The organism is Roseinatronobacter domitianus (genome assembly GCF_023336755.1).
In the GTDB taxonomy this organism is placed as follows: Bacteria; Pseudomonadota; Alphaproteobacteria; order Rhodobacterales; family Rhodobacteraceae; genus Roseinatronobacter; species Roseinatronobacter domitianus.
Genome location: NZ_JALZWP010000025.1, coordinates 1 through 26,857 on the forward strand (window position 1 = coordinate 1; position 26,857 = coordinate 26,857).

At 59.8% G+C, this 26,857-nt stretch carries 23 protein-coding genes and 1 pseudogene; 8 read left to right on the forward strand and 16 right to left on the reverse strand.

Features of this window, described 5'->3' with window-relative positions:
* Window positions 1-620: 620 nt before the first annotated feature.
* From M3N55_RS16885 to M3N55_RS15570, 16 genes and pseudogenes are all read right to left on the reverse strand, one after another.
* Window positions 621-1,028: pseudogene (locus M3N55_RS16885) on the reverse strand (sacsin N-terminal ATP-binding-like domain-containing protein); the annotation flags it as partial.
* A 98-nt stretch (window positions 1,029-1,126) separates the two neighbouring features.
* Window positions 1,127-4,429: a TM0106 family RecB-like putative nuclease gene (locus M3N55_RS15500; protein ID WP_249060760.1), complete on the reverse strand. Its 3,303-nt coding sequence runs from the start codon at window positions 4,427-4,429 to the stop codon at window positions 1,127-1,129.
* A 14-nt stretch (window positions 4,430-4,443) separates the two neighbouring features.
* The gene (locus tag M3N55_RS15505) at window positions 4,444-5,124 is read right to left on the reverse strand and encodes a hypothetical protein (protein WP_249060761.1); all 681 of its coding nucleotides are present in this window, start codon (window positions 5,122-5,124) and stop codon (window positions 4,444-4,446) included.
* The gene (locus tag M3N55_RS15510) at window positions 5,121-6,176 is read right to left on the reverse strand and encodes a helix-turn-helix transcriptional regulator (RefSeq protein WP_249060762.1); all 1,056 of its coding nucleotides are present in this window, start codon (window positions 6,174-6,176) and stop codon (window positions 5,121-5,123) included. The genes M3N55_RS15505 and M3N55_RS15510 overlap by 4 nt, the downstream gene beginning before the upstream one ends.
* A complete protein-coding gene (locus M3N55_RS15515; RefSeq protein WP_249060764.1) occupies window positions 6,169-8,202 on the reverse strand; it encodes an ATP-binding protein in 2,034 nt (677 codons plus the stop codon). The genes M3N55_RS15510 and M3N55_RS15515 overlap by 8 nt, the downstream gene beginning before the upstream one ends.
* A gap of 275 nt (window positions 8,203-8,477) precedes the next feature.
* Window positions 8,478-8,966, reverse strand: coding sequence for a phage terminase small subunit P27 family (locus tag M3N55_RS15520; RefSeq protein WP_249060766.1), 489 nt, complete (start codon window positions 8,964-8,966; stop codon window positions 8,478-8,480).
* Window positions 8,967-9,221: 255 nt separating this feature from the next.
* Window positions 9,222-9,935, reverse strand: a complete 714-nt coding sequence (locus tag M3N55_RS15525) for a recombinase family protein (RefSeq protein WP_249060767.1) — start codon at window positions 9,933-9,935, stop codon at window positions 9,222-9,224.
* Window positions 9,936-10,115: 180 nt separating this feature from the next.
* Entirely contained in the window at window positions 10,116-10,523 is a 408-nt protein-coding gene (locus tag M3N55_RS15530; protein ID WP_249060769.1) for a hypothetical protein, read from the reverse strand.
* Window positions 10,523-10,732, reverse strand: coding sequence for a DUF7220 family protein (locus tag M3N55_RS15535; RefSeq protein ID WP_249060770.1), 210 nt, complete (start codon window positions 10,730-10,732; stop codon window positions 10,523-10,525). Before M3N55_RS15535 ends, M3N55_RS15530 begins: the two co-directional genes overlap by 1 nt.
* The gene (locus M3N55_RS15540; RefSeq protein ID WP_249060771.1) at window positions 10,729-12,015 is read right to left on the reverse strand and encodes a site-specific DNA-methyltransferase; all 1,287 of its coding nucleotides are present in this window, start codon (window positions 12,013-12,015) and stop codon (window positions 10,729-10,731) included. The genes M3N55_RS15535 and M3N55_RS15540 overlap by 4 nt, the downstream gene beginning before the upstream one ends.
* Window positions 12,016-12,210: 195 nt before the next feature.
* Complete coding sequence (locus tag M3N55_RS15545; protein WP_249060772.1) at window positions 12,211-14,991, reverse strand: hypothetical protein; 2,781 nt, start codon at window positions 14,989-14,991, stop codon at window positions 12,211-12,213.
* Window positions 14,992-15,195: 204 nt separating this feature from the next.
* A complete protein-coding gene (locus M3N55_RS15550; protein WP_249060773.1) occupies window positions 15,196-15,420 on the reverse strand; it encodes a helix-turn-helix transcriptional regulator in 225 nt (74 codons plus the stop codon).
* Window positions 15,413-15,592, reverse strand: a complete 180-nt coding sequence (locus M3N55_RS15555) for a hypothetical protein (protein WP_249060774.1) — start codon at window positions 15,590-15,592, stop codon at window positions 15,413-15,415. Before M3N55_RS15555 ends, M3N55_RS15550 begins: the two co-directional genes overlap by 8 nt.
* A gap of 36 nt (window positions 15,593-15,628) precedes the next feature.
* Window positions 15,629-16,369 carry a sigma-70 RNA polymerase sigma factor region 4 domain-containing protein gene (locus tag M3N55_RS15560; RefSeq protein ID WP_249060775.1) on the reverse strand — a complete coding sequence of 247 codons (741 nt, stop codon included), beginning with the start codon at window positions 16,367-16,369 and terminating at the stop codon, window positions 15,629-15,631.
* 123 nt (window positions 16,370-16,492) lie between these two features.
* Entirely contained in the window at window positions 16,493-16,684 is a 192-nt protein-coding gene (locus tag M3N55_RS15565) for a hypothetical protein (RefSeq protein WP_249060776.1), read from the reverse strand.
* A 78-nt stretch (window positions 16,685-16,762) separates the two neighbouring features.
* Window positions 16,763-18,919, reverse strand: a complete 2,157-nt coding sequence (locus tag M3N55_RS15570; protein ID WP_249060777.1) for a hypothetical protein — start codon at window positions 18,917-18,919, stop codon at window positions 16,763-16,765.
* Between the two features lie 360 nt (window positions 18,920-19,279).
* Between M3N55_RS15570 and M3N55_RS15575 the strand changes: the two genes are divergently transcribed.
* From M3N55_RS15575 to M3N55_RS15610, 8 genes are all read left to right on the forward strand, one after another.
* The gene (locus tag M3N55_RS15575; protein ID WP_249060779.1) at window positions 19,280-19,735 is read left to right on the forward strand and encodes a DUF2924 domain-containing protein; all 456 of its coding nucleotides are present in this window, start codon (window positions 19,280-19,282) and stop codon (window positions 19,733-19,735) included.
* Window positions 19,732-21,054, forward strand: a complete 1,323-nt coding sequence (locus tag M3N55_RS15580; protein WP_249060780.1) for a recombinase family protein — start codon at window positions 19,732-19,734, stop codon at window positions 21,052-21,054. Before M3N55_RS15575 ends, M3N55_RS15580 begins: the two co-directional genes overlap by 4 nt.
* On the forward strand, window positions 21,051-21,467 hold the full coding sequence (locus M3N55_RS15585) for a hypothetical protein (RefSeq protein ID WP_249060784.1): 417 nt from the start codon (window positions 21,051-21,053) through the stop codon (window positions 21,465-21,467). The genes M3N55_RS15580 and M3N55_RS15585 overlap by 4 nt, the downstream gene beginning before the upstream one ends.
* Before the next feature lie 52 nt (window positions 21,468-21,519).
* On the forward strand, window positions 21,520-22,545 hold the full coding sequence (locus tag M3N55_RS15590; RefSeq protein ID WP_249060785.1) for an adenine-specific methyltransferase EcoRI family protein: 1,026 nt from the start codon (window positions 21,520-21,522) through the stop codon (window positions 22,543-22,545).
* Window positions 22,546-22,575: 30 nt separating this feature from the next.
* Window positions 22,576-23,601, forward strand: a complete 1,026-nt coding sequence (locus tag M3N55_RS15595) for a DNA adenine methylase (protein WP_249060786.1) — start codon at window positions 22,576-22,578, stop codon at window positions 23,599-23,601.
* Window positions 23,598-24,164 (forward strand): hypothetical protein, encoded by a 567-nt coding sequence (locus tag M3N55_RS15600; protein WP_249060787.1) that lies wholly within the window; start codon window positions 23,598-23,600, stop codon window positions 24,162-24,164. Before M3N55_RS15595 ends, M3N55_RS15600 begins: the two co-directional genes overlap by 4 nt.
* A 7-nt stretch (window positions 24,165-24,171) precedes the next feature.
* Window positions 24,172-25,353 carry an AAA family ATPase gene (locus tag M3N55_RS15605; RefSeq protein WP_249060788.1) on the forward strand — a complete coding sequence of 394 codons (1,182 nt, stop codon included), beginning with the start codon at window positions 24,172-24,174 and terminating at the stop codon, window positions 25,351-25,353.
* 161 nt (window positions 25,354-25,514) lie between these two features.
* Window positions 25,515-26,627 (forward strand): McrC family protein, encoded by a 1,113-nt coding sequence (locus tag M3N55_RS15610; RefSeq protein WP_249060789.1) that lies wholly within the window; start codon window positions 25,515-25,517, stop codon window positions 26,625-26,627.
* Window positions 26,628-26,857 lie beyond the last annotated feature (230 nt).

The following is a 26,857-nucleotide window of genomic DNA, read 5'->3' on the forward strand; positions in this document are numbered from 1 at the left end:
GCAGATCTTCAGGGCGCTCGCAGCCCTTCAGAAGTTCGTCCAGCAGTTCCTTGGAAATCGTCATCGTCCTTGCTCCTCTCAGGAAGCATGGACCAGATCCCGGTTACACAGAAGATCGGACACTCTCGTATTCCTTGCCGTTGCCTTAGTATCCAAGTCTGTACTTCCGTATCAGTTCCACTTGTCAGGCGGATTTTGACATCTCCGTCAACCTCTTCGTCCTGTTCGATGGACCAGTCTCTTTCCTGCTCCTCTGGGAGTTGAATTCGGATTTCGTGCAAGGCGCTCACGAAAAGCAGGAAACTTGGCTCAAATTCCCTAGCTTGCTCAATTGCTTTTTCATATGCGCGCTGGTCACGAAACGGTGCCGCGACCACCGTGTCATATCCTTGTATTCGGAGGGTGCGTACGTGGTTCAGAATCCCAGTGGTTCCGATATCCAAGTGTTCCTCCAACGCATCTCCCGCTGCTGGAAAGACGAGTAGCGGTGCAGAGTCCGCTTTGGCGCTTCTAAGCTTCTTGGCAATTTCTGGGCTCTGACGCTCAAGGTCTGTCACCTGTGCCGAAGCATGGTCACGCGAAAACCCTATCTCGAGCGGACCACTGCTGATCAGGGGAGCTTCTGTCCAATTTAGAATAGCGCGAAAGCCAAGGCCCTTCGCGCCAATCATTCGGGCCGCCCGTGTAGGTTTGTCGCTTGTGTGTGCTGTCATCAACGATGTCACACCACCAGTGCGGAACGGCTGTCCGGTGTTGGCCACGTAAAGGCAGCCGGGCGTAACTTGGATTAGCACTCTCCCGAGACCGCCGACCTCTGCAGCAGCATCAGCCGCGTTTTGCACCAATTCCAAGAGTTCGCGACCGGCGTAATCAGCGGTCGTTTGTTGTTCAGACCGGGAATGCCCAAGCAAGAAAGCGGGCTTTGCAAGATAAGCTTGGCGTGTGGCCTGTAGTTCACGCGCAATAAAAGAGGACCACTCCTCGCGTGTCTTAGGCTCGAATGACTCTCTACGCTGATCTGCTTTCACAATTTGCCTTTTCTGAACTTTGATGGTGCTCCAAGGCAGATCTTAGCAATCTGCCTTCGGAAAGCACTCCTAGTTGTGCTTGTTTGTTCGTTCTAATCTTAGCGAAAAAGTATCTCCTGCTGGGACAGAGCACACAGTGTATTCACCAGCTGCATTTGCTCAACAGTATTACACTTCGCCTCACGCAATCGGGGGGCTCCAAATACCAATGCGAGTCCCATGGCGCGTGAGACCGCGACATTGATGCGGTTCAGCGAAAACAGAAACTCCATCCCGCGCGAGGTTTCTTCGGCGGAAGATGCGGTCATCGAAACCAGGCAGACCGGCGCCTCTTGCCCCTGAAACTTGTCGACGGTTCCGACGCGAACACCCAACGGAAGGGCATCCCGCAGAGCGTTTACCTGAGCGTTGTACGGAGCGACGACAATGATGTCGGTCTCGCGCATCGGTCGCGTGCTGCCGTCCTTCTCCGTCCAGCTTCCACCAAGAAGCTTGGCGACGGTTTTGCCAATAGCGGCGACTTCTTCCTGTGCGATCTGTGCATTGCCCTCATGGGTGACCGGCACCCAGAAAGCTCCGGCTTCGGGAAGCGCCGTGCCTGTCACGCACTGGTGAGCAGTATCAGGATGGCTGCTCAGTCGGCCTTCATAGACCTGTTCCGAGATGAACCGACAGACTTCAGGATGCATACGCCGGGATTTGGGAAGGAAAATTCCCCGGTGGGCTGGAACCGTCGCATGCTCACCGAGCATCCAATCCAGGCACGACAGGTTCGCAGGCTCGGGATGCGCGCCCTGGATCACCTGCGGTAGCTGGCGCGGGTCGCCGACCAGCACGATGTTCCGCGCGGCACGCCCCATGGCGACCATGTTGGCGAGACCGACCTGTCCTGCCTCGTCGACGAAAAGCCAGTCTAGGGTCTGCTCGAACTCCGGGCGCGAGAAGAAGAATGCGGTGCCCCCAACGACATGGGCCTCCGTCAACGCAGGGTCGTCGTTGGACGTGGCCCGCGTGATGCCGGTGAAGCCTTCGGGATAGCCATCCTCGTCGCCGCTCACCTTGTGGGCCAGTTCGGCGTCTTCCAGAGTGATGTCCGGATCGTCGTCTTCCAGCGCGGCGAGACAGCCCATCAGCACATTCCGAATGGCCTCGTGGCTGTTCGATGCGACGCCGACGCGGTGCCCCTTTCGCACCAGAGACAAGATCGCACGCGCGGTGACATAGGTCTTGCCGGTGCCCGGTGGCCCCTGGATCGGCAGAACGGTGCCGTCCATCGCGCCCACGGCCGCAATCACGCCCGCGACCGGATCGGCGCCATCCAGCAGGTCAGGCTTCGCGCCGGTCGTCAGGCGCGGCGCCGCGCGGGACAACAGATCGTCGACGGCCGTGAATCGGAGCGGTCCGCATTGATCGGCAATCACATCGCGAAGCGCGGCGGCGATGACACTGGTGTTGAGTGGCCAGTCCGGGTGGAGCGTCAGGCGGTCCGAGAGAAGATGCGCCTTCGCTGCCCCGGCCTTGAGGGTGATCTCACGCGCGGTCCGGTCCAGAGCGGCGATGCTGATCGTGGCGGGCGGTCCGTCATGGACCGGCACCGTCGCCGACCTGCCACCCCGCAACTTCGTCTCCTGCGACGGGAAGCGATAGGTGCGCGCCATCGAGCGTTTCACGGGCTCAGCCGCGCCCACGGCCTCGAGCCCGGCAAGCGCGTCGAGATCGTCGATCAGATCGTCCTCGTCCTTGCCAACGCTGTCGAACACCGCCCATTGCGCGGGCTTCGCCTCGCGCTTGTGGAAGAGGCCGAGGTTGAACAGCATCTCCTGCCGGTCCTCGGGCAGGTCGGACGCCGCCAAGGCCGAACGCAGCTCTTGGGTGTCGGCGTCCTCCTCCGCCTCCTTCATGCCCGCATCCTGACCAAGCGACGGCCAGGGGCCGCCGGGTCGAATGCCGACCAGCCAATCCCTCAACTCCTCGGTCGAAATGCAGTCGACGCGGTTGTAATCCTCGATCTCGTCGAGGATCTGTTGCTCGCCCGTCTCGCGCCACCGCTCATAGGCGACGACCGATACGCCCGCGGTCTTCACCTCGCCATCGCGCTTGCGGTCATAGAAGGCCTCCATAGACTTGATGGAGTAATTCGGCTCAGAGCCGATCAGCGCACCGCGAACGACCGCGAACAGATCCACGAACCGCCGCTCCCGCAGAAGCCGATCGAGGAACGCCTCGCCGATCCCGTACTTCGTGGTCAGTCGGCGCAGGGCGGTGATCTCGTAGGGGGCGTAATGGTAGATGCGCGCCTTGGGGAAGGCGTCGAGCCTGTCGCGGAAGAAGTCCAGCAGGGCGGCCAGCGCTTGCGCTTCCTCGGCATGGTCATGTGCCCAGAAGGCGCGGAACTTGTCGTCAAACCAGACCCCGTGCAGGTATTCCAGCCCGTCCTCAAAATGCGGATCGCCCTCGATATCGTAGAACAGATCACCCGGTTGCGGCTGCGGCAGCAGGTCGAAGCCCTTGCCAGCGATCGCCGGGCGCAACTCATGGGTCGGCGGGCCGGATTTCCGCGCATGTTGCAGCCGCGCCTGCGCGCGCAGCTTGTCAAGTGTAGGCGCGGCCATCCCGCGCACGAGGGCGTCATGGCTGGCCAGCGCCTCCATGGTGGTAATGCCTGCAGTCTCCAGCTTCTTGACCTGCCCGCGCGCTATGCCAGCGATGTTGAACAGGCTGTCCTCACTGTCCCAGACGCTCTGGCAATGATCTGCCCAGCGGCACAGCGCGCAATCTGCGCAGGGGATGGGCCGCGTGGCGGGCGGGTCGGCGACAAAGGCTTCCAGCCGCGCGCGGGCCATGCGGGCATAGGCGGCGTAATCGGCCAGCCGCAGCGTGGCGCGGGTGCCGTCGCCGAGGTCCAGATGCGCGCGCTCGGGGGCCTGGCCCTGAACCTCGGCCAGCATGTCGGAATAGAGCACCAGTTGCAGCACATGCTTGGGGTGCGGGCGGCGTTTCAGCTTGGTGTCGGCCACCTCGTAGCTGAAGGGGCCAAGGTCGGAGGGTATCTCGACCCGCTCCAGAAAATCCGCCCAGCCGCCCCACTGGCCTGACAGGAACGCGCCCTGATAGATGACATCCGCCCCGCTGATCATCGCGTCGCGCGTGGCCTGAGCGGCCTTCGCCAGAGGCCCGCGCGGGATTTCGATGATGGTGCGGCCGTCGGCTTTCATCCCCTCCAGATGAGTGGCTTCATGCGCATCGCCCTGCTTCTGGAACAAAGCGGCATCCTCGCTGGCCTCTCCGGGCTCTGGCCCCTCGCCGCGCAGATGGGCGAGGTCCAGCACCGTGGCGTGCGGGCAGCCCATGAAGCGGGTGAGGTCGGTGGCGGAGAGGATGAGGTGGGGGGTAAGGCGCATTGTTGCGATTACTATTATTGCTGATCAAAACAAGCCACGATGCCAAAACCAAATGGGCGCATATCATTTTCATCCCAGATATCGATATGGGCTGTGTTGAAATATGCTGCATACGAGCAGTCATTGTTCTCGGCATACTCGGCCAGCAGCCTAATGGCCTCGGCCGCTCGTTCTTCTCTCCGCGGCGATCTTCGACCTTGACCATAGTATTCGCTGCAAAGCACAAAAGGCACAAAAACCAAAGCAACAACTCGCCCTCTCGGATCGGCATTGCGTGCCACGTTTTTGCATTGTCTAGCAGCGTTTCGTGCCTCTGTCATTTTGGCACTTAGCCCGCGAATGACTCTACGCTCGCGTTGCGCCTCAGACATATCCCGCGGCGATGTAAAAGATTTGGTCTCGACCCAATCCCCTTGAACACCATCATGATAAAAGAAGAGGTCAACTCTTCCAAGCGATGGTCCCGGACGCCCTTGCCTGCCAGTAAACACTCGCTTGTTTTCGCGAACTTCGCATATCGCTGGGACATCAGACATCCATGCCGCGGTCGCCAAGAGCCCTGTGTTCGTCATCTCGGAATACCAGTAGGCAGCATCCCATGCATGATCCACGTATCGGCCGTTTAATTCGGCAAACTTATCAACGATTTTCTCCCAAGAACCTGGAAAGGTGTTCGAGTGACGAACAAAAGTCATGTTAATATTCCTTTAATCTTGCCTGTGCCGATGTTTAGACTTTTAAAATGCATGCCGCGCAACTCTTCCGGGGCCAGCACCTCCACTTGATCACCCCAGCGGAACAGGTGCCAGCACATTTCCAGCATGCCGCCAGCTCGGAAGCGCACGATCAGGCTGCCATCGTGGGTTTCTTCCATCTCCTGCGTCGGGTGGAACAGGAAGCGGCGGGCCTCGGGGGCGGCGTCGGGGGTGAAGCGCCAGACCACGTCCTGCACCTCTTCCTGAAATACCCCAAAGGCGCGGCCCAGATAGGCTTGCAGGTCGAAATCTGCGGGTCGCTCGAACACCTCATCACTCAACTCAATTCGTTCGAACCCCGCCAGCGCGAACAGGCGCACATCTTCCTGATAATCGCTCCAGGCGACCAGATATTGCCGCCCTTCGCCCATCAACATGGCCAACGGCCCCAGCCAGACATCGCGGCTCAGCTTGCCGCTGGCCCGGGCGCGGTGGTCCACATTCACCCAGACCCCGGCGAGGATCGCGTTTCGCAGGGTTTGCAAGGTCTGGGGCGCGATCATCTCGCGCGGGCCGGGGCGCAGGGCGACACCATCAGCTTCCAGCAGCGCTGTGATATCCGGGGCAAGCCGGGCGCGCGCGGGGGCTGGCAGCGCCGCTTTCAGACGGGTTGCGAGCCCGTCCAACGCTTCCGCTGTCGCGCCGTCCCCTTGGCGCGCGACGATCTCACGGGCGCGATGGATGGCCGCGATCTCGTCCAGCGTTGGCTGCGTCATACCACCCAAACAGCGCGCCGGTAGGCGCCAGCGCTTTACACCGCCGGGTTCACCAAGCGGCACGATCTGCGGCAGAGCATCGAGCAGCGCGTCGCGCATCCGTTCCGCCGTTCTGCGCGAGACTTCGAAATCCTGCATGATATCGGCCAGCGATACACCTTCTGCGGTGCCTTGCATGCGCAGGGCGAGTGTAATCAGGTCGGTGGTTCGGGCATATCGCATCGGGGCTTCGCTTTCGCCCCGATGCTGCCCCCATTTGCGTTTTAGATCAAGCATTTCGGAACCCGACCGGCGCGCGCGCCCCGGGCTTGGCCGCCTGTTCGCGTGCCAGTTCTGCCAGTAGATCAGACGGTTTGCGGATATCCAGCAGCCGCGCGCGTTTGGCCACCACTGCGAAATCCCCGGGCGTCAGCAAATCCAGCGCCTGCAAGTCCCTCGATGGCTCTTGCCCGAAGAATTGCTGAAACGCCGCCGCCCGTTGCGGGGCTGTCAGCGGAAGGAAGACCGCGCGGAAGCTGAACCGGCGCAGCGCGGCAGGGTCCAGCCGGTCGGCCATGTTGGTGGTGCAGGCGAAGGGCTGAGGGTGATTTTCCATCCATGTCAGCATCTCGTTGACCTGGCTCACCTCCCAGCTGCGCTGTGCTCCCTCGCGATTGGACAGCAGGCTGTCGGCCTCATCAAAGATCAGAAATGCCCCTTCCTGACGCGCCTGCGCGAAGGCGTGCGCGATCCGGGCTTCGGTCTGCCCGACATACATACCCATCAGGTCAGAGCTGCGCTTTTGTATCACAGGCAGCCCCATCGCTTCGGCCAGATGGCGGGCAAACGCGCTCTTGCCGGTGCCGGGCGGGCCGGAGAGGCACAGCGACACAGCCCGCGGGGCGTCTTTGGCACTCAGGCGGTTCAGGATCGCTTCGAGGTCGATATCCGCATGCGTCAGGCGCGGGTCGAACCGCGCCTCCGCATGCGCCACGGGGGCGGGTTCGCGCCCGCCGCGCACAGCCTTGGCCGAGGCGCGCAGGGTCAGATGCAGATCGTCCTTGCGACCACCCGCCAGCTTTGTCGCATGCAGGGCCGTGTCAGCAAGTGCGGGCGCATCAGCGCTTTCCCGCGCCAGCTGGGCCTGTGTCCCGGCGTCAAGCTTCATGCGGTGCTTGTCCGACAGCCGCGCCCAGATGCGCGCGCGCACATGCTGTGGTGGCTGGCGCAGTTCCAAAGAGAAGGTCACGCGGCGCAGCAGTGCCGGATCCATGCGCTCGATGCTGTTCGTTGTCCAGAGCGTGGGGACCGGGTTGGTTTCCAGCAGCCGGTGCAGATGCACCTTTGACCCGCCCCGCCGGTTGATGCCGAATAAGAAGCCCAAATTGGGCTCCTCCAGCAAATCTTCCATCTCATCGAACAACACCAGCGCGTCACGGCGCCCGGCCAGCAATCGCTGCCCCAGCCGCAGCTGCATCTGGCGTTCGGTGCGTGACGGCTCGTCGCCATCGTCATCGGTTTCGCCAACCGCGAAAAGTTGCGCGCCCAGATACGCGGCAATCACCTTGCAGAACTCGGTCTTTCCCGTTCCGGGCGGGCCGTAAAGCAGGATGTTCACGCCCGCGGCCTTGCGGGCCAACCCTCCTTTCAAAAGGCGAGCCGCGAAATCGCGCGCTTCGCCCAGATGGTCGAAATCCTGCCAGGTCGTGTCTGGTGCGTCCGGCGTGGCGAAGATGCCATGCAAGATGTCCTGCAAGCCGCGCGTCGGTGGCTCCAGCGCGCGGGCCAGCCGCGTGTTGGGTGACAGACCATAGTTGTTACGCCGACCAGCTTCGTTAGAGATCAGGCCAGAGGTCATCAGCTTTCCTCTGGCGCCCATCGCCTTGCGGATGGTGGTTGCAGGATGGGCAGTCAGGCAGGCAATTGCCTGATCGACCGGCAAGCGGGCGTCATCAACCAGATTGTCGATCAGCGCGGCCAGAGGCCCGCCCTGCGCGGCCCGCGCCGAGAGCATGAAGATATCGGCCTCGACTCGGTTTAGACCCAGATAGCGCGCCAGATCAGTGCAGTTGCGTGCCATAGCATCCGGGCGCGCTTTGCGCAGTTTCGCGATTTCGCGCGCAAGCTTGTCCTGCAGATCAGCCCAATCCCGTCGCGATATCTGCTGCGACCGGAAGCCTTCTGTCTCTGGGTTCCATTCGAAGCCAAGAGGGTGCCGCTCCAACCATTCGGATAGCTCGTTCACTGGCCTTGTGCGGTGGGAAAACGTCTGAGCCAGTCGGGATGCGCAGGTCAGAAGTGTCAGTGTTTCGTATCGTGTCATATGCGTCCTCGCTTTCAATGAGGACATTGTGACCGCAGTCTGCGTCAGATTCGGACGTAGGCACTTTCACAAGCTGGACTAATCACAAGCACGCCGCATCGCTCAACCACGGCGCATGGTTGGCATCCAACTCGAAGAACTATGTGGACGAAACCAGAGCGTCAATTTAGGGGGCATGTGACCGCTGCGATGGATGCCAATACCATCAGGGATGCCCCTCGACGCTACGCACGGCACCAAGATTTGCATCAAGTCCGGTGCACCCGCTCGAAGCATCAACCACCGAAGTATTTCGCGACCGGATCATCGGGATCGCTGGCGCTTACCTCAGCATGGATTTGCGTTCGGGCGCTTGGGGTCATGCCAAACTCTGCGGCATAGCGCATCATGTCGGCCATGGCCTTGTTGGCGGTGCCCACCAGCGGGTTCTGGATCGCGTTGCCACCTTGGGTGCGGATCATCAGGCCGGCGGTGACCTGGTCCCGGGCGGCCATCGCTTCAAGCGCACGTTCGGCCTGCTCCCACCGCCCGTATGCCTGGCAATAAGCGGCCAGGGCAGCCCGGTCGATGCCGGTCACGATGCCTGCGGCACAGAGCTGGTCTGTTACCCGCTGCCATTCAGTGCGGGCCTCAGAGCTCAGATGATCCGGCGGGTCTGGCCGGGCGGGCGCGACGCGTGGCTCGGACGGGTTGCGTCGCGCCGCGCGGTCGGTGCCACGGATCACCTTCAGTGCAGTGGGTTTGGGTTTGGGTCCGCGTGTCATCTCACCCCCGGTCGGAATTGTGGCTTTTGCGAAAGATAGGTCCCCCCGCCGGTCCCGTGGCAATCGCCCCAGACTTTTGACCGCCCCCCCCCGGCGCTCGGGCAACGGTGAGTATAGCAGCCTGAGACGGGGTCCGGGAAGATCGACAGTTCACGACATGTGACGCCAATCGGAACCATCAGACGCGCGCGGCGCGCCCTTGGGCAGGACAGACGGCCGTTGCCCAGACCGCAAAGGGAGCAGGAGACTGCTGGCCTATTCCCGTGGTTGCCGGGTCTCAAGCCGCTCCAGCAGGTTCCGGACAGTTGACACCTGCCAGCGCCCGCCGCGCCGGGTCCGGATGCCGCGCGCGGTCAAATCCGCCGCGATCGCGCGGAGCGTGACATGCCCCCTTTGGTGGATATCCTCGATCACCGGCGCAAGCTCTGCCGCGAAGGCATCGGCATTGCTGCGGACCGTGTTTCGCAGCGATGCACCGCCCTGCCCGGCCCGCCGAAGCGCCGCGGCCCCATTGGGATTGCCAAGCGGCACCCCACGCGCTTTTGCGGCTGCCAGCGCCTCCTTCGTGCGCCGGGAGATCGCCTCGCGTTCGGCTTCGGCCACCAGCGCCATGATGCCAACCGTCAGATCGTTCGCTTCGGGCATGTCGCAGGCGAGGAAACTCACCCCCGCATCGCGCAGGGTCAGCAGGAAGGCCGCGTTGCGGCTCAGACGGTCCAGCTTGGCAATCACCAGCGTGGCGCCGGTCAGGCGCGCCAGTTGCAGAGCCTTCTCCAGTTCCGGCCGGTCGTTTCTGCGCCCGCTTTCCACTTCCGTGAAGTGCGCCAGAACGTCGGCCTCCCTCAAAGCTGCGAAGTCATCGATGGCCTTGCGCTGTGCCGCGAGCCCCAGCCCGGAGCGGCCTTGCCGGGCCGTCGAGACCCGCTCATAGGCCACCAGCTTGCGGGATCCGGCTGCAATCCTGTCCATGTCCACACCTGCCTAACCAACGTTGCGCAGGTCTGTACATCGCTTCGGTGCCGGAAGAAGTGTAGTCCGTTTTTGCAGTCGCCCGTCCGATACACGGACCATCACGCGCCGACGGCACCTTGGTGGCAATGCCAGGTCCGGGTCGCCCGCGCAGGGCGCAACGGACAGACGGTCCCGGGATCAGGGCCTCTCCTCTTGCGCACCGGACCGCTCGGCGATCCGGTCGAGGCGCGCGCGCACCTGTTCTGCCGGCGAGATGATCTCTCGCGTGATGTGCAGCGTGTTCGTGCCGCTGTGCTCGACCTGCGACGTCTCGCGCCAGCCGGCCTGCGTCTTGAGAAAGAAGATCGCCGAGGTCGTGTCCCCGGCCCGCGCCTTTTGCAGCAAGCCATTGGCCACATGGGCAATGGCCTTTGCCTTGCCCCTTTTACAGCGCTCATCAACCTCCCGGTCGCGCGCGCAGATCGCACGGAACGTATTGCGGCAGATGCCGAAGTAGTCCGCAATCTGGTCCTGGCTCAGAAGCGCCGCGAGCGTTTCGACCTCGCGCACCTGGTCAGGCGACAGCATGATCGTCGGCCGCGCCATCAGTCGAGCCGCGCGAAGAGACGCCGCAGCAGGTAGCTGCGCATCACTGAAACCGAGGTGAATGCAAGGCTGATGGTGACATGCTGCCAGGGCGTCGCCTGCAGACCAACCGCGGGGAACGCCACCAGCTGCGTCGCGAGGGCGACCCCCCACCCGATCACGGTGTTGGCCACCGCCTCGATCGCGGACATGGACCGCGTCTGGCTCATGCGACAGCCTCTTTCTCACCCAGCCGCTCCGCGGCCACCTCGGCAAAGCTGCGTCCATCGCCGTCAAGGCGTGCCGCCTGTCCGGTAAACTCCTGCCAGCGGCGCACCGCCACATCGACATAGGCCGGGTCGAGTTCCATCGCGCAGACCAGCCGCCCGCAGGTCTCGGCCGCGATGATCGTGGTTCCCGATCCGTTGAAGGGCTCGTAGATCACCTGCCCGGGGTTTGCGTTGTTCAGCATCGGGCGGCGCATGGATTCCACCGGCTTTTGTGTCCCATGCACCGTGGCCGCATCCTGATCCCGGTTCGGGATCTGCCAGAGCGTCGACTGGCGCCGGTCGCCCGACCAGTGCCCCTTGCCGCGCACCGCGTACCAGCAAGGCTCATGCTGCCAGTGATAATGACCGCGCGAGAGCACCAACCGGTCCTTGGCCCAGATGATCTGGCTGCGGATGTCAAACCCGGACGCGTCGAGGCTTTCGGCCACCGTAGTCGCGTGCAGCGCGCCGTGCCAGACATAGGCCACCTCGCCGGGAAACAGCGCCCAGGCTTCGCGCCAGTCCGCCCGGTCGTCATTCTGCACCTTGCCGGTGCGTTTCGTCTTTGCCGCGCCAACCGTGTTGCGCCAGGCGGGATCGTAATTCACCCCGTAAGGCGGATCCGTCACCATCAGGTGCGGACGCACATCTCCCAGCAGCCGGGCAACATCGGCCGCACTGGTCGCATCGCCGCAGAGCAGCCTGTGTGGCCCGAGGCACCACAGATCGCCGGGGCGCGACACCGGGTCGACCGGGCGCTCCGGTGTGTCCTCTTCGCGCGGGTCAGCTTCGCCATGTGCCAAAAGCGCATCCAGTTCCGCGCCCTCAAACCCGATCCCGGCCAGGTCCACGCCCAGCTCATCAAGATCGGCCAGTTCCAGCGCCAGCAGGTCGCGGTCCCATCCCGCCTGCTCGGCCAGCCGGTTGTCGGCAAGGATATAGGCCCGCCTCGAAGCGTCGGTGAGATGCGCCAGCTCAATCACCGGCACGGTGTCCAACCCCAGCGTGCGTGCTGCCAGCACCCGACCGTGCCCGGCGATGATGCCGTTGTCGCCATCCACCAGCACCGGATTGTTGAACCCGAATTCCCGGATCGATCCGGCAATCAGCGCCACCTGCGCCTCGCTGTGGGTCCGCGCATTATTGGCGTAAGGGATCAGATCGGCAATTGGTCGGTGTTGGATGCTTCTGGCACCGGGCTGTGCTGCCTCGTCGCCAAAATCATCTGCCCTGCGTTTCGCCATGACCCCCGCCCTCGAATAAAGCCTGTCTGTAGGGGCAGGATATCACGAGATTTAAGCCATTGTAATCATGACAATAAATGACATTTTACGACAGAAGCAGACAGGTTCCAAAAAGATGCGGTTCGTGCAAACGCATGCAAGGATGGTGTTGGCGCAAGATCGTCGCGGTTTACGGGTTTGACGGGTTTAACGGATCTATTTCCCCCCATCTATATCTACGGGGGGCCTTGGTTTTTCCGTGTGACTGACAGAAGACCCGTTATCCCCGTTAAACCTGTATTTCGCAGATTCAACGGTTTGAATGCGATAGATCCGCGATCCGCTGTTTTTGTCCTGACGACCTTTCAGGCGCAGGCCGTGCACAATCCGACCCTCGCGGAACTTCAGCACGCGGCCCAGACTACGGGCAGATCGCGCCGTCTTGTCGCCAGCAAGGTCAACGATAGCTGTCTCAATTGATCCCGGTGTCATTTGAGGCATCGCCGCCATCACTTCCTTGGCAGAAAATTCGGCGTCATGGAACTGGCTCCGCAACGCATCCAGTAAGGCAAACAATGCATCGGCTTCCGGATCTGCGGCTTGCGCCTGGCGCACTAGGTCCATCGGGTCGCCAAACTCAAATGGGCGCAGCACCTTTTCGGCCCAGACAACCGTTTGACGCACCAGATCATCCCAGGCTTCAAAAGACGCAAGGCGTCCCGGCGCAGGTGTCATCTCATGCGTGAAACGTGCGCGGATCAGCGTGCAAGCTGCGGTCAGCATGGCCATCCGATGCTCCAGAACGTGAGCAAGTGGGTCGATATCGAATTGCCGCGCAAAAGGCTGATCCGTTTCGGGGTCGATCCGGCACATGATGACGCGCCGTGGCAAGTCACCGGCGAGTTGCAAATTGTTGCCCGTCAGGATGAGCAGCGCACGGTTCGGAATGCGCATGCTTTCTGATTTGCCCAAAACGCGATCCACCATTGCATCGGCGGTGATGAACGCGGCCATACTGGCACTATCGAAGATGCCCGTCACATTGTCCCAGACCAAGGCTCGGCACCCGGTGCGCAAGGCAGTAAACAAGCGTTTGCGGGTTTCCTCATCATCGCGGCCCTGCGTGTGCGGCCAGACGTCAGGCACACGCCCCTCGGTCAGCGCCCCAACACACGTGGCCAGCAAGGTCTTGCCGCTGCCTTGTATAGGCGCATCGAAGGCAAACGCAGGTGCCGTAGGCAGGACGGGACGCACAACGGCGGTCAGGATTGCTGCCAGCAGCGCACCACGCGCTGCCGGATCGACAAACGGAAATGTCTCGAACGGGTGTATGAGCGTATCCAGCGCAGACCTTGCCTGCTCCTCGGTCGGACGCATAGGCACGTCCGGCACACCGTCCCCCATCGGGTCGAACAACAGGCGGGTTTTTGCGTCGTAGCCAGGCGCCAAGAGTATTGAACCGTCCAAGCGGATCGTCGGCCCTGTGATAACGCCAGCAAGCGGTTTCAGCTTACGGCGCTCACCTTGCGCGATGATCTGTTTCAGCAGCCCGGAAGGTGGGTCACAGTCGACCGGGACGACGGTATCGCCCGGCGTGACCATCTTCCAAAACTGCGTGACTGTCCCAAGGTGATGCGCCAGACCGTGTTCGCATAGCGGATGCACGCGCCCGTCATCGGCCAAGGCAAGTTGACCGCCAAAGTCAAATGCGACAGGATCTCGGCGCAGAAGGTCAATTGTCGCGGTTGCGGCCTCTGCCGTATGACCTTTCACCAATTCCACACGGGCAGGTGCACGGTGCAGGCGATATGCCTTGCCGCCATGAGCAAAGGAATGCAGCACCGGCCGGGCTTGCAAGAGAAACAACCGGCCGACCAGACGCGCTCCATCGTATTCAGGTTCCAAGGGGTCGCGCGTCATGCAGCCATGATAGCGGTTTCGGTTATCCAGCAGCTTGCCCACCGGGACCATTTCCATTTTGCCATCAAGTTCCACTGGTACCGCAAAATCGCCGGCCAAATCCCCGGTTTCAAGCGCGCGGCGTGCGATGCTTTCCGCCTCCTGAATTTTTTCACGATCACCAACATCCGCTCTCGAGACCATCTCTTGCACGCGTGCTGCAATCCAGTGGTCCTTTACGCCCTCAGCTTCCGGCAGCGCAGCGCCTTTGGCTTCTGCTTTTATCAGAGCCAGCGCGTCGCGCTCGCCTGCCGCAAGATCAGGAAGCGCGGCGCGGGTGTCGATCGGTTCGCCCTTACCCTCGATGATGATGGGATCGCCTCTGCGCTGCTTCAAACCGTCACCACACGCCGCTCCGCCTGCGAAATCCAAACGCGACTGTTGCCAGACCGAGGCATCAACCAATGTGCGCTCCAACAACGATCCCGACTTGCTGATTTCAATATGCCCTTGACCGGTCAGCCAAAGACGGTCAACAAGCACCTTGCCTGCGCGCGGGATATCAGCCGCATCCTGTGCCAGCAGGTAGAGGCGCTGACCCTTGATCCCACGCAGTTCGATGTCGCTGTGCCAGATGCAACTGGACGCGCTGGACCACCAAAGCATCGCCGAACCGGCCAGGCCCGGTGCAGCTTGACGGATCGCGGACACCAGCGCATCGCGACCCAAAGCGTCTCGACCCGACGGCGGGTCATAGTCCAGCATCATCACACCGTGACCATCCGGCCATGAGAAGGCGTCATTCGTGCGCGTTGTAGCACCCGCAGGCTTGCCTGCTTCAGCAAAAGCCTTGCGTGTCAGTATACGGGTCGCACCATTGATCGGCACGCCATAGACCAGCGCCTGCGCCGGTGTAAGGCTGGTCAGGATGTTCCCCAGATCGGGCAGACTGTCGATCTTTAGGGTTTCCACTATCCCTTGCGCAAGATTGCCACCTTGCGATCTCAGCAAATCGCCGCCAATCCCCAAAGTGAAGCCTTTTGATAACCGTTTCGGCTTGATTGCAGTGATGATTGTCAGGTTCGTCTGTTCAGGCATTAGCTGGCTCCCCAGATCAGGTCGGCCAACATCCGCGCCTGGCTTGCGTTCAAGCCATGCCGGCGCATCAACAGTTTGATTTGAAGTGTGCTCATGTGTTTGATCTCGGATTTGAGTCCGGCGGCCATCAGCGTTGTGGTTCGGAATGCGGTCCAATTCGCGCGTCCCGTCAGAAAACCCCGCCGATGCAACCGGTGGGGTTTTCTATTGGGGTGTTTTGGCGTCAATCTCGCTTGCGCCCGGGCTGCGCGCGCTTCTCTGGCCGGCCTCCCATGCCAGCACATCGGACACGCTGTAGCGGATCGACCGACCGATGGTGATCCACGCGGGGCCGTAGTCATCAGCTCTCCAACGCTCGATTGTCCGCACGCTGAGACGAAAGCGCGCTGCCAAATCCCGCTGTGTGAGGTAAACAGGATGCTCAGTCATGCTGGCGACCCTCACGTCCTGCGGCGCGCTCAAAAACCATGAACAGCGCCTGACCATCGTCGGTGCGCCCGCCATCCTCGATCAGATAGCTGCGCCCCTCTTCAATCAGCATCGCAAAGTCCCAGGCGCCGTAGAGCCCTGGAACCCGCTGGTAGTCATCCGTATCGATCATAATCCGTCTCCAAACCTCACGCGCCTATTTGCGCGCTCATCTGGGGAAAGCCGGGCTGAAGGCCGGATTGGGACAGTCCTCATCGAAACTATCCTGCAGGCGCTTTATTATTCGCTGGCACCGTTTCCGCGCGGCATCGTGGCTGATGCCAAGATGTTCTGCCGCTTCCTTTTGCGTGAAACCGCCGATATGGACGGCGCCAACCAACAGCCCGTCCTCGCCGAGGGCTCCCTGTACCGCCGACAGGATGGTTTCAGGCGGCTTCGGATTTTGTGCTACGATCTTGTTGGCAAGCAGGTCCACATCGACTGCTGATCGCGCCCAATTGTCATCGCCGATGTAAATGCGTTTCAGGTCGCGCTCGAGATTGCGCAGAAGAGTTGCGGCCACGCTGTTGATGCGTTCGGCTTTGGCGCTTCGAATCCCGATGGAAAGATTGCCAAGAAGACCGGCATCGAGATCGTCCCCCTGACAAAGCGCACGCAGCCGGTAGCGGACGACACACAACCCCGGCCAGAGGGCCAGCAGCAAAAGCTCCGTGGCAGCGATGCCGGAACTGCCATGGCCGGTCGCGGCCCGCAGAAGACGGGCAAGGATGTCATTCTTTTCCGCAGGGTCACTTTCTCGCGCGTGCAGCCATCCGAGAAGATGCGTCGGATCTCGAAACGCCAAACCTTTATCGTCTGACTGCAAAAGAGAGTTGATATGAATCCGTGCGGAATGCCGGTTTACGGACCGCACGAGCTGCGCATGCAGCGCAGACCAGTTGGAAGACACAAGACGCCAGCCTTTCGACCGGGCGTCGGGCGCCTCTCAATGGCCAGGTCTGGGCGTCGCGCGCCTCTGGGATTGCAAATCGAGGGGGTGCGCGGGCGGCCAGTGGCCACCCGCAAATATTGGTCAGGTCTCGTTGAGAGTGCCGCAGCTGCGGCAGACTGCTGATGCGGTGCCGCTCAAAATGTACTGATGCCCACGGGCAAACTGGATGTGAATCCCGGCCCGCCCTCGGCGGCCGAGCAGCTTGAAGCACTTGCTGCAGCGCCAGTCGTGATCATTCTGGGTACGGTGGGTATTGTTGCTGTTAAAGGGCATGTGTCGGCTCCTGTCATAAAGGAGCCATAGGACTGCCAGCACGAATCAATGCCCGTCAGCCCGCCAAACAATGATGAATCAATGATGGGGTGACACAGCCAACGCCCAAGTCTTTCGACCCGGGCTATGGATGTAAGTGCCTTTTATGCGCGTTGCCCATTCCGGGCCAAATGTCGGACCAAGCTGCAGAACGCCCGCGTATTCCTGCAATTCGTCCGTCGCAACAATGCCTTCACCCGTCACATACGCCTGATGAAGGCGCTCGACGATCAAGACTTTCTTTTGCCCCTTGATAGTCCAGACTGGCCTGCCGGGAATGACGAGTTGCGCAAGTGCATCACTCTTCTTGTCGAACTTGACCCTGGCGCCAGCGCGCATTCCACGCTCTGCCGCAAGGAAACATGCGGCAAGGCGCTTGGGATCGATCTTGCCGCTGTCCGCATCGAGGATATCGACAACCGAAACCACGCAATTGGAGCCGAGATAGTCGAGTGGCCTCTCGCCTGGTACCAGAACCAGACCTTCGGCGGATTCGGCTCTCAACCTCAGAACCCCATCGACCCGGTCAATGTCCGAGGCATCCGAGAGGGCATAGGCAAAACGTATGCGAACATTCCGATCCGCCAATCTTGTCAGCCCCAGATCGGTCAGATTTGCGTTGAGGGCAACCTCTGGTCCCGACAACTCCAACGGATCGAAGCACTGTCGCACCGTCTCGGCAATGTAGTCCCGGTTGATCGACCAGCGCGAGACTTCAGCCAGGCCGACGTAGCGATCCACCGTTCCGTCAACAATACTCGCGACGGCAATTCCCTCGGCAAGTTCCGGCAACACATCGGCGTCGACCGGTCCAAGGTCATCATCGTCAATGACCATCGTGTCCACGAACTCGCGTCGGTGGAGATATTCAAGGTCTGTCAGAACGGTTGGATCAATGCCCATCTGTTCGAGTTCCGGTTCAGACACCGTGTCAGCGGGATGATCGAGTAGCGTCAACAGAACCGGAAGAAGCTCTTTTTCTTCCTGCTTCGACGGAATCCTCGTCGGCTTCACCACGCCAATCTCTTCGAGAAAGCGAAACCCCAAGGCACGCAACTCGGGGTCCGTCTCGCCCTGCAACGTGGAGCTGTTGTGATTGTCGATCCGAAACCGCAGCGCCTTCGTCTGGCGTGACTGTCCCGACATCGTCAGATAAAGTTCCACATTGCAAACGAAACCGCGCCCGCGCGCCGATCCCAGACGACCAAAGACCGAACGGCGTAGCGTTTCGATGTCATGGCCCGGGCTTACCGTCAGCGTGATCTTCTGGTCGTAATTCCCCAGCGCCACACGAACCTCCGTCACCTCGGCCTTGAGGATGCGGTCCTGCAATGCGACCGGCACATCCAGGCGCAAATCGCCGCGAAAGACCGAAAGATCGTAGTTGCGCGGGATCAGTGGCCGTGCTGACAGGTCCTCACCAAGCACGGTTCGGGCGAAAGTTTCCGCCGCCAGGCGCCGGTCATTCCATTGACGACCGCAGATCTCGATCCGACCCATATCGGGACGATATACGAGAATAAGGTCACTCGCGGGCCGGAAGTGAACGTAGTCAGTCGTCTGGTTCGCCTCGAATGTTCGATGGCTGGCACGCGCACCGGCCATTGTGACAGTGACCATGATTTCACGATCAATGTTTTCACCGGCCGGGATCTCGATCGCCTCAACCTGACACCCATCGCGCAACTGAAGGCGCAGCGACAATTCTTGCGCAAACAGAGCATTCTGGATCTCGTTAACCATCAGACTATGCGGGGCGACGAGTTCAAAGCCCTGATGGTGGCGCTTGTTCTCGCGATGGCCCCTGACATAGATCGCCCGCTCGGTCGCGATAAACAGGTCCGTCTTTTCCGAGAAAGACCAGACGGCCCGTGCAAGAGGCCCCGGTAAATCTGCCAACTCGTCGTAGCAGTCAAAGCTCGGGCTGTCTGCCAAGCGAAGATGAAGCAGATCGGCCCGCTCTTCCGCCATTTTGGTAACCCGGAGCGCCTGAAGCTCCACCGCTTTTAGGTCGTCCGGTGTCAAGTTCTCAATCTCACTTTGGATCATGGTCGAATTGGCAGGCTCTCCCGTGCGAAGCGATGGGAAGACATCAGGAACCGCCCGCGTTGCCAAGAAACCGGACACAAGCCCCACATCAATTTCATCAAAAATCCGCGATAATTGCGGTGCTCCCTTGAACTTGGTTCTGGCCATGCCGGGCCTCCCGTTTCGGTGCGCGACAATTGCACAGCGAAAAACCCATTTAAGCAAGATGCGATTTTCCGGTCTGCCATGTCCCAATGGCGCACTCTGAGTGGCTTTCCCCTCTTGAACGATGGATTTCAGGAAGGAGCTGAAGATGCGCAGAACGTCGATGAGCGGATCAAATCCTATAGCTGCCAGCCAACTCCACCCGGCCGAGCGCCGCACCGAGCTATGCTGCATCCTCGCTCTCGGGCTAATCCGCCTCAGAATGGTGCGCGAGGCGCAAGTATCTGCCCAAGCTGGAGAGTTTTCGCTACACAACTCAGCCGACCAAAGGGCTCATGCAACTCCAACTCACCGGAGAAACGCATGACCAAACAAGATCCCATTCCCGCCCGCCTGGCCGCGCTGAAGACCACCTCGACGCCAGACCTCAAACACCAGTGGCGCGACCTGTTCGACAGCGAGCCGCCGCCGTTCAACCGCCGTTACCTTGAATCCCGCTTGGCCTACCGCATCCAGGAACTGGCCTATGGCGGGCTCAAGCCCGAGACCATCCGGCGTCTGGAACGACTCGGCGAGGAACTGGACGGCGGGGACAAGAGGAAGCGCGGCATGCGCGCCGATCGCGACCGCCCGATCACCGGCACGCGGCTGCTGCGCGAGTGGCAGGGCGTCGAGCAAATAGTCACCGTAACTGCCGACGGCTTCGAATGGCAGGGGCGGCCGTACAAGTCGCTGTCCGCGATCGCCCGCGCGATCACCGGCACGCGCTGGAACGGCTGGGTCTTCTTCGGGCTCAAGAACCACAGGGGGCGGACATGACGAAGCCGCCGGAAAAATCGAAGGTCGTCCGCAAGCTGCGCTGCGCGGTCTACACCCGGAAATCCTCCGAGGAAGGGCTGGAGCAGGAATTCAACAGCCTCCATGCTCAGAGGGAGGCCTGCGAGGCGTACATCGCCAGCCAGCGGTCCGAGGGCTGGGTGCTGGTCCGCGATCAATATGATGATGGCGGCATTTCCGGCGGCACGCTGGAACGCCCCGGCCTGAAAAGGCTGCTTGCGGACGTCGAGGATGGCTTGGTCGACGTGGTCGTCGTGTACAAGATAGACCGCTTGTCGCGGTCGCTGATGGATTTTTCCAAGCTGGTCGAGGTGTTTGACCGGAACGGCGTGACCTTCGTGTCCGTCACTCAGTCCTTCAATACCACGACGTCCATGGGGCGGTTGACGCTGAACATCCTGCTAAGCTTCGCCCAATTCGAGCGCGAGGTGACAGCCGAGCGAATTCGGGACAAAGTCCGCGCCAGCCGGATGAAGGGCATGTGGATGGGCGGGGTGCCGCCTCTGGGCTATGAGGTGAAAGACCGCAAGCTGATCATCAAGGACGCCGATGCCGCCAATGTGCGTTGGATCTTCAACCGGTTTATCGAGATCGGCTCGGGCACGGAACTTGCCCGGGAATTGGCGGCGCGCGGTATCCAGACCAGCCGTGGCAACCGTATCGACAAGAAGTACCTGTATCGCATGCTGAACAACCGCGCCTACATCGGCGAGGCCGTGCACAAGGGCCACAGCTATCCCGGCGAGCATGACGCCATCATCGGCCGCGAGATGTGGGACAAGGTCCATGCCATTCTGGCCGAAAGCCCCCGCAAGCGCGCCGCGCGCACCCGCGCCGACACGCCAGCACTGCTGAAAGGGCTGCTCTACGGCCCGGATGGCGCGGCCTTCTCGCCGACCCACACGCGCAAAGGCGGCAAGCTCTACCGATACTATGTCAGCCAGACGGTTTTGAAGCACGGTGCAGGATCATGCTCGGTCGGACGGGTCCCCGCTGGTGAGATCGAGGCCGCCGTGATTGACCAGCTCCGCACCGTGTTCCGCCAGCCTGAGATTGTGGCGGGTACATGGAAAGCGGCACGCACGCAGGATAACGAGATCACTGAGGGCGATGCCCGCGAGGCACTAACCCGCCTCGACCCGCTCTGGGACGAACTCTTCCCGGCCGAGCAGGCGCGCATCGCGTCTCTGCTGGTCGAGCGGATTGATCTTGGCACGGACGGGCTGAATGTCCGCCTCCGGATGGACGGTCTGACTGGGCTGGCACGAGAAATGATGGCTGATTTCGGAACGGCGTCATGACCCGCGCGAAGGCAATGCCCGAGACCGTGACAGTGCTCGTCCCGTTTCGCCTGGTGAAGCGCGGCGGCCGTAAGGAAATGCAGATGCCGGATGGGGCATCGGCCCAGCGCAAGATGGACAATACGTTGGTCAAAGCGCTGGCGCGGGCTTTCCGGTGGAAGCGGATGTTGGAGTCGGGCGAGTTCACGACCATAAACGAGCTGGCCGAGCGCGAGGGGATCGCGTCGTCATATATGACCCGCGTACTGCGCATGACCCTGCTCGCGCCGGACATCGTCGAGGCGATTCTGGACGGGAAGCAGGGGCCGGAGATGACGCTGGCGCGGGTGCTGAAACCGTTCCCGTTGGAACGGGAGACGCAGCGGGCTTTCGTTGGCTTCTCGGTAACTCAGCCAAAAAAATTAGCGTTTTAAGTCTGGACGATATCAGATACCTACCTCAAACTACCGACATCAGGAGATGTGCATGACTACCGCCAGCCTAAGCGCTGCTCGAAAAGCTAAGCAGGACGAATTCTACACATCGCTCCGAGACATTGAACTTGAGCTGGAGCATTACAAAGAACACTTCAGGGGTAAGGTGGTATACTGCAATTGTGATGACCCGCGGGCTAGCAACTTTTTCCGTTACTTCGCTGCCAATTTTAAAAGGCTTGATCTGAAAAAAGTCATTACCACCTGTTATGGGAGTGAAGACGTCGATCAATTTGGCCGTGGCAGGTCCGATCAAGCTGTTTATCTAGAGTACACAGGCGATAGTCTCGATAAAAGTGCTCCAGCTCCTGGTCAGGTCGCTGTAAAGACGCTGGCTGGTGACGGCGATTTCCGTAGTGACGAGTGCGTCAAGTTGCTCCTACAGGCTGACATAGTGGTCACCAATCCACCCTTCTCGCTCTTTCGAGAATACGTGACGCAGTTGGTTGAACATAAGAAACAGTTCCTAATCATCGGCAACATGAACGCGGTGACCTATAAAGAGATCTTCTCACTCTTCCAGAACAACCGAATGTGGTATGGACCAAGCATTCGCAGCGGCGACCGCGAGTTCCAAGTTCCTGACGACTACCCCCTTACTGCTGCGAGCACGAGAGTCGACAGCGAAGGCAAAAGGTATGTTCGTGTAAAGGGTGTCCGCTGGTTCACCAACCTTGACTATTTGTCGCGATACGAAGAACTCGATCTTCATATGACCTATAGCCCGGACGCCTACCCAAAATATGCCAACTTCGACGCGATCAACGTCAACAAGACGATGCACATCCCTGCCGACTATGCTGGATTAATGGGAGTTCCAATCTCATTCCTCGACAAATACAACCCTGATCAGTTTGAAATACTAGGATCTAGCAAGACACTCGGCCAACCTATCTCGAAGATTGCAGAAAAAGGGACCTATCAGCAGGGCGGTCCGCGCTTCTATCTGCCTAACGGGGACGGTACCTACCGTCGTATGTATGACCGCATCGTCGTCCGCAATAAAGGACTAGCATAACATGAACCGACAGAGAGCAACTTAGCAGGCATGTCGTACAGATACTTGGGTAACAAGACTCGCTTGGTCGATTGGATTGTAGGCACGATTTCGCGTGTTCTCCCTGAGGGTTCTTCTATCGCTGATCCAATGTGTGGTACAGCATCAGTCTCGATGGCGCTAGCTCAGGCTGGCTACTCGGTTACCGCTGCTGACGCTTTGAGCTTTCCGGTCGTTCACGCGCGGACGCGTCTCATGGCCAAGGAGCCACCAGGATTCAAGGCTCTCGGCGGCTACGAGAAAGCTTTAGAGTGGATGCGTTCCGCAGTGCCTTTGGAGGGATACTTTTTCCATGAATTCGGCGAGGCTGGCCGGCCTGCAAACGGACGTCCACCGAGGCTCTATTTTTCGGCGAATAACGCCGCGCATATTGATGGTATTCGTGCAGGTATCCGCGAGCTATACGCGGCGGGAAACATCACCGAGGTCGAGCACAGCGTCTTACTCCATCACCTTATCTTGGCAATCAACAAGGTAGCCAACATCAGCGGAACTTTTGGCTATTTCAGGCGCGATATCTCGGGGCCTGCGCTCAAACCGCTCACCTTCGAAGCAATTACGTTTGAGCAGACCACGGGTCATCATTTCGTTTTGCAAGGTAACGTCGAGCAGCTTGCGTCACAGTTTGACACTGATGCTGTATACTTGGACCCCCCTTACACGAAGAGGCAGTACGCAGGTAACTACCATGTCTTGGAGACGATTGCTCGTGAGGATGAGCCCGTCGCAGCCGGCGACGGCGGTTTGCGGCCATGGAGAGACCAGGCTTCCAGCTTTTGCTACCGACGCAGCGCTGGCAAAGCGTTCCGAGAAACTCTCGAGCAACTTCGGGTCCCGCACGTATTCATCTCCTACAGCGAAGACGGACAAGTCCAAGAAAAGGAGCTGTTGTCCATTTTGTGCGACTTCGGCAATGTTACAGTGCACGAACAACCCCATACCCGATATCGCAGCAACAACGGTGGTGGAAAAAAAGGGCCATTGGTAGAGCGGCTTTATCATCTAGAGGTTTCGTGAAAACTATGCAAAAATTGGAAATAGATCGTATTTGGTGGCGCAATGTCCAGCTGGGAGAATTCTATAACATTGAGCGGCACCACCAAATTGAAGGTGGAGGTGGTTCGCTGTACATTGAGGTGCCTAGCTCAATCGTTCCACAAACGTTAGACTTTCTTGATGTAAGGGACGTGGATGTGGATGAACTTCCAGTTATTCGCATTGAAGCTGGCGTAATTGGCCTACCCGGTGTGTTAGGTGCAATTGAGTTCCAGAAAAAGAAGGGCAGCAGGATGCGTATTGCTAGACAAAACCGGCAAGCGCCCAGCTCTGAAAGGCATCCAGCGTGGGTTGCAGAGCGTGGGTTTCCCGTTGCCCCCGATAACATCCAAAATAAAGAAGATGCGCGTCCACATTTTCCCCATGGCGGCCTACGCATCTACATTGCCAAAACCGTCGATGGTGACTACTTCGCCGGGTTTACGACGGGGCAACGCCCTTTAGCTATGAAACCCAGTGACCCGATGTGGGACCTCTTCCCAGAAGGGAATAGGCCGGTTGGTGGCGTGATCGATGCAGGCTAAATGAAAAATGGCTGAAAAAATTAACGATATTCTCTCTTCATGGGGGGCAGGGCGAAACGCACTTTTGTATGGGCCGCCCGCAACCGGGAAAACTCGCCTTATTAGCGAGTTGTTCGAAGCCCTTCGCAACCGGCCTAAAAGTGATCGCGGCATTCTTCTAGATGTCACCAACGCACAGACGCCGTTTAGCAGGCCTGAGCTTGACATCACGATCCCGCTACCCGCCAAGGTTGTTTGGACCACTTTTCACCAGTCGTACGGATATGAAGATTTCGTTCTTGGACTTAGGCCAGATATTACGGCTTCTGGCACGTCTCTGAAGCCATGGTCTGGCGTTTTCTTAGACGCCGCGCTCGAGCTCGCAGATCCTGATTCAGAATATTGCTCTGTTGTGATCTTTATCGACGAAATAAATCGCGGTAATGCCGCACGGATCTTCGGCGAGTTCATGACATTTTTGGACTTCGACTACCGCGAAGATGGCAGCGTCCCACTGCCTGTGCCACTCCGACAGCTGGTTTATTCGGAGGGCCAGAGCGAAGAAATCCGCCGCCCCAGTAGCAAAAAAGCTACGATTCCCGAGGGTTTTACCTTCCCCAAGCACATCTATATCGTTGCGACAATGAACAGCGTAGACCGAGCTGCCGTCCCTATAGATAGCGCCCTCGCACGACGGTTCGACCGCATTGAAATGCGGCCAAACCCAGACGTTCTTGCCAGCCACTGGCGTCTAGAAAAGGCCGCAATAGCAGCAGCAAACACAGATAATTGGGAGTCCCTCACACCGTTTGAGACTGCGTATTTGCTCCTGGACCGCCTTAACGTCGCGATCGCATCAAACCTCGGACCGGAGTTTGAGCTGGGGCATGGACTGCTGACACCGATGCGGGCGACCAAGGTTGACGACAGTGGCGCCGAGATACCCGTTGAGGAGAAATTCGCTTGGCGAAGCCTCGCTAAGGCTTGGGATGACGTCCTTTTCCCACAACTCGAAGACCGCTATTCTGGTCGTCCCGATCAACTATTGGAACTCTTGCATGTGGAATCCCCTCCACCTGCCGGTGACTTCGCGTGGGCCCTACGCGCCACGAAGAGTGGCGCAATCACAGCCCGCACGCTCGCTCCAGTTCGGGTGAGCGAGCTCGACATCGACGTGATCAAGAGGTCATTCAGGTGGCTTACGATGTAATCGTCCCGCCACGAATTGTACTTCATGAGTACGGCGAGTCGGCACCTTACAAATCGGAGCTTCTAGATCTTCATGCTCTCGCTAGCGCGAACAAGCGTTGGCGGAGAAAGTTGGGGCTATCGGGTGACCCAATCCGGATTGAGGAACTTGGCAGCGGCTTCGTGGGGCTGCGTGCCGAGGCAGTCACAGGCGTCCTACGCATCGGTAACGTCGACATTGAAATCGCGCCAAAGTTCCTGAGTGTAAACGACGAAAGCTGGCAGACGGTACTTTGGCGGATTCTCACCATAGTCGAGGGCGGTCACGTAGACGACAACTTGACAACGGCCCAGGAACTCGCGTCGCAATCTATTCCCGATCTACTCGCAGAGATGTTCCTCAGGTCCTATACGAAGGGCGCTGCTCGCGGGCTTCCGCGTGGCTACAAGAGTGAACAGATGAGCGGCGCCACGCTCCGCGGCAGCATCGATATCTCACGCCTCGGAGAGTGGATCGCCCGCCCCTGGGAGCTTCCCTATATCACCGATTACCTAACCGATGACACTCCCTTGGCGCGGCTACTAAGGTGGTCAGCTGAATGCTTGGCTGGAACTGTGAAAGCGCCTGGACGAGCGCGGGCTGTTCGTGAGATCTCGGCCAATTTAGCCCACGTAGGTAGAAACCCACCGCACTTACTAGATGCACAACGGATCTCTCTAGACATGCAACACCAAGCGCTGGAACCCGCTAGAATCGTCGGACTTCTGTTGCTTGAGGGGGCTGGTGTTCATCACGCAGCCGGCGAGCAGGCACTCTCCGGATTTCTCTGGAACTCCGACGTGATATACGAAAACTATGTTTACTGGTTGTGCCAACGGGCGGCCACCCGTCATGGCAACCGCGTTGACAAGCGCAAGCTTAATTTTGGCGTGGTCATTTCTGGCAACGGGCCCAGATTGGTTACGGAGCCGGACGTAGTTTTTCGTGACAATAGGGGAACTCCGGTCGCCGTCTCTGACTCCAAGTACAAGCGCCTGGCTGCTCGGCCTAAATCATCTGACACTTACCAGGTGCTCACAGCAGCGCACGTACTCGGCTGCCAGCGCATCTCTCTTACCTATCCGGTGGGCCAAGATCAGGAGCCGACAAGCTGGCGAATCTCGTCGGCGCTAGGAGGAAATGATATCGAGCTCACTGCGTTACCGCTCAATCTTATGTCCCTTGCAAGACCTGCTGGTCCCCGGGAGCTGATCGACACGATTAGCGCTTGGTTGGACCGCCCTATCTTCCCTTGATCACGAGTTTACAATGGGGGAAATCTTCCTTGAAAATACAGACGCTTACCCCCGGAACCAGGAGGATTGAACCAGAGATTAACCTTTCCAGCTATGGGTAATCCCCCCCGAAAGTAAGGGGCTGCATAAGTAGAATTTTCTCGGCATGATGAACGAGGAGATTTCGAATGAAGACAAGCAGATACACTGAGGCGGAGATCATCGCGCTCCTGCGTCAGGCCGAAGGCGGG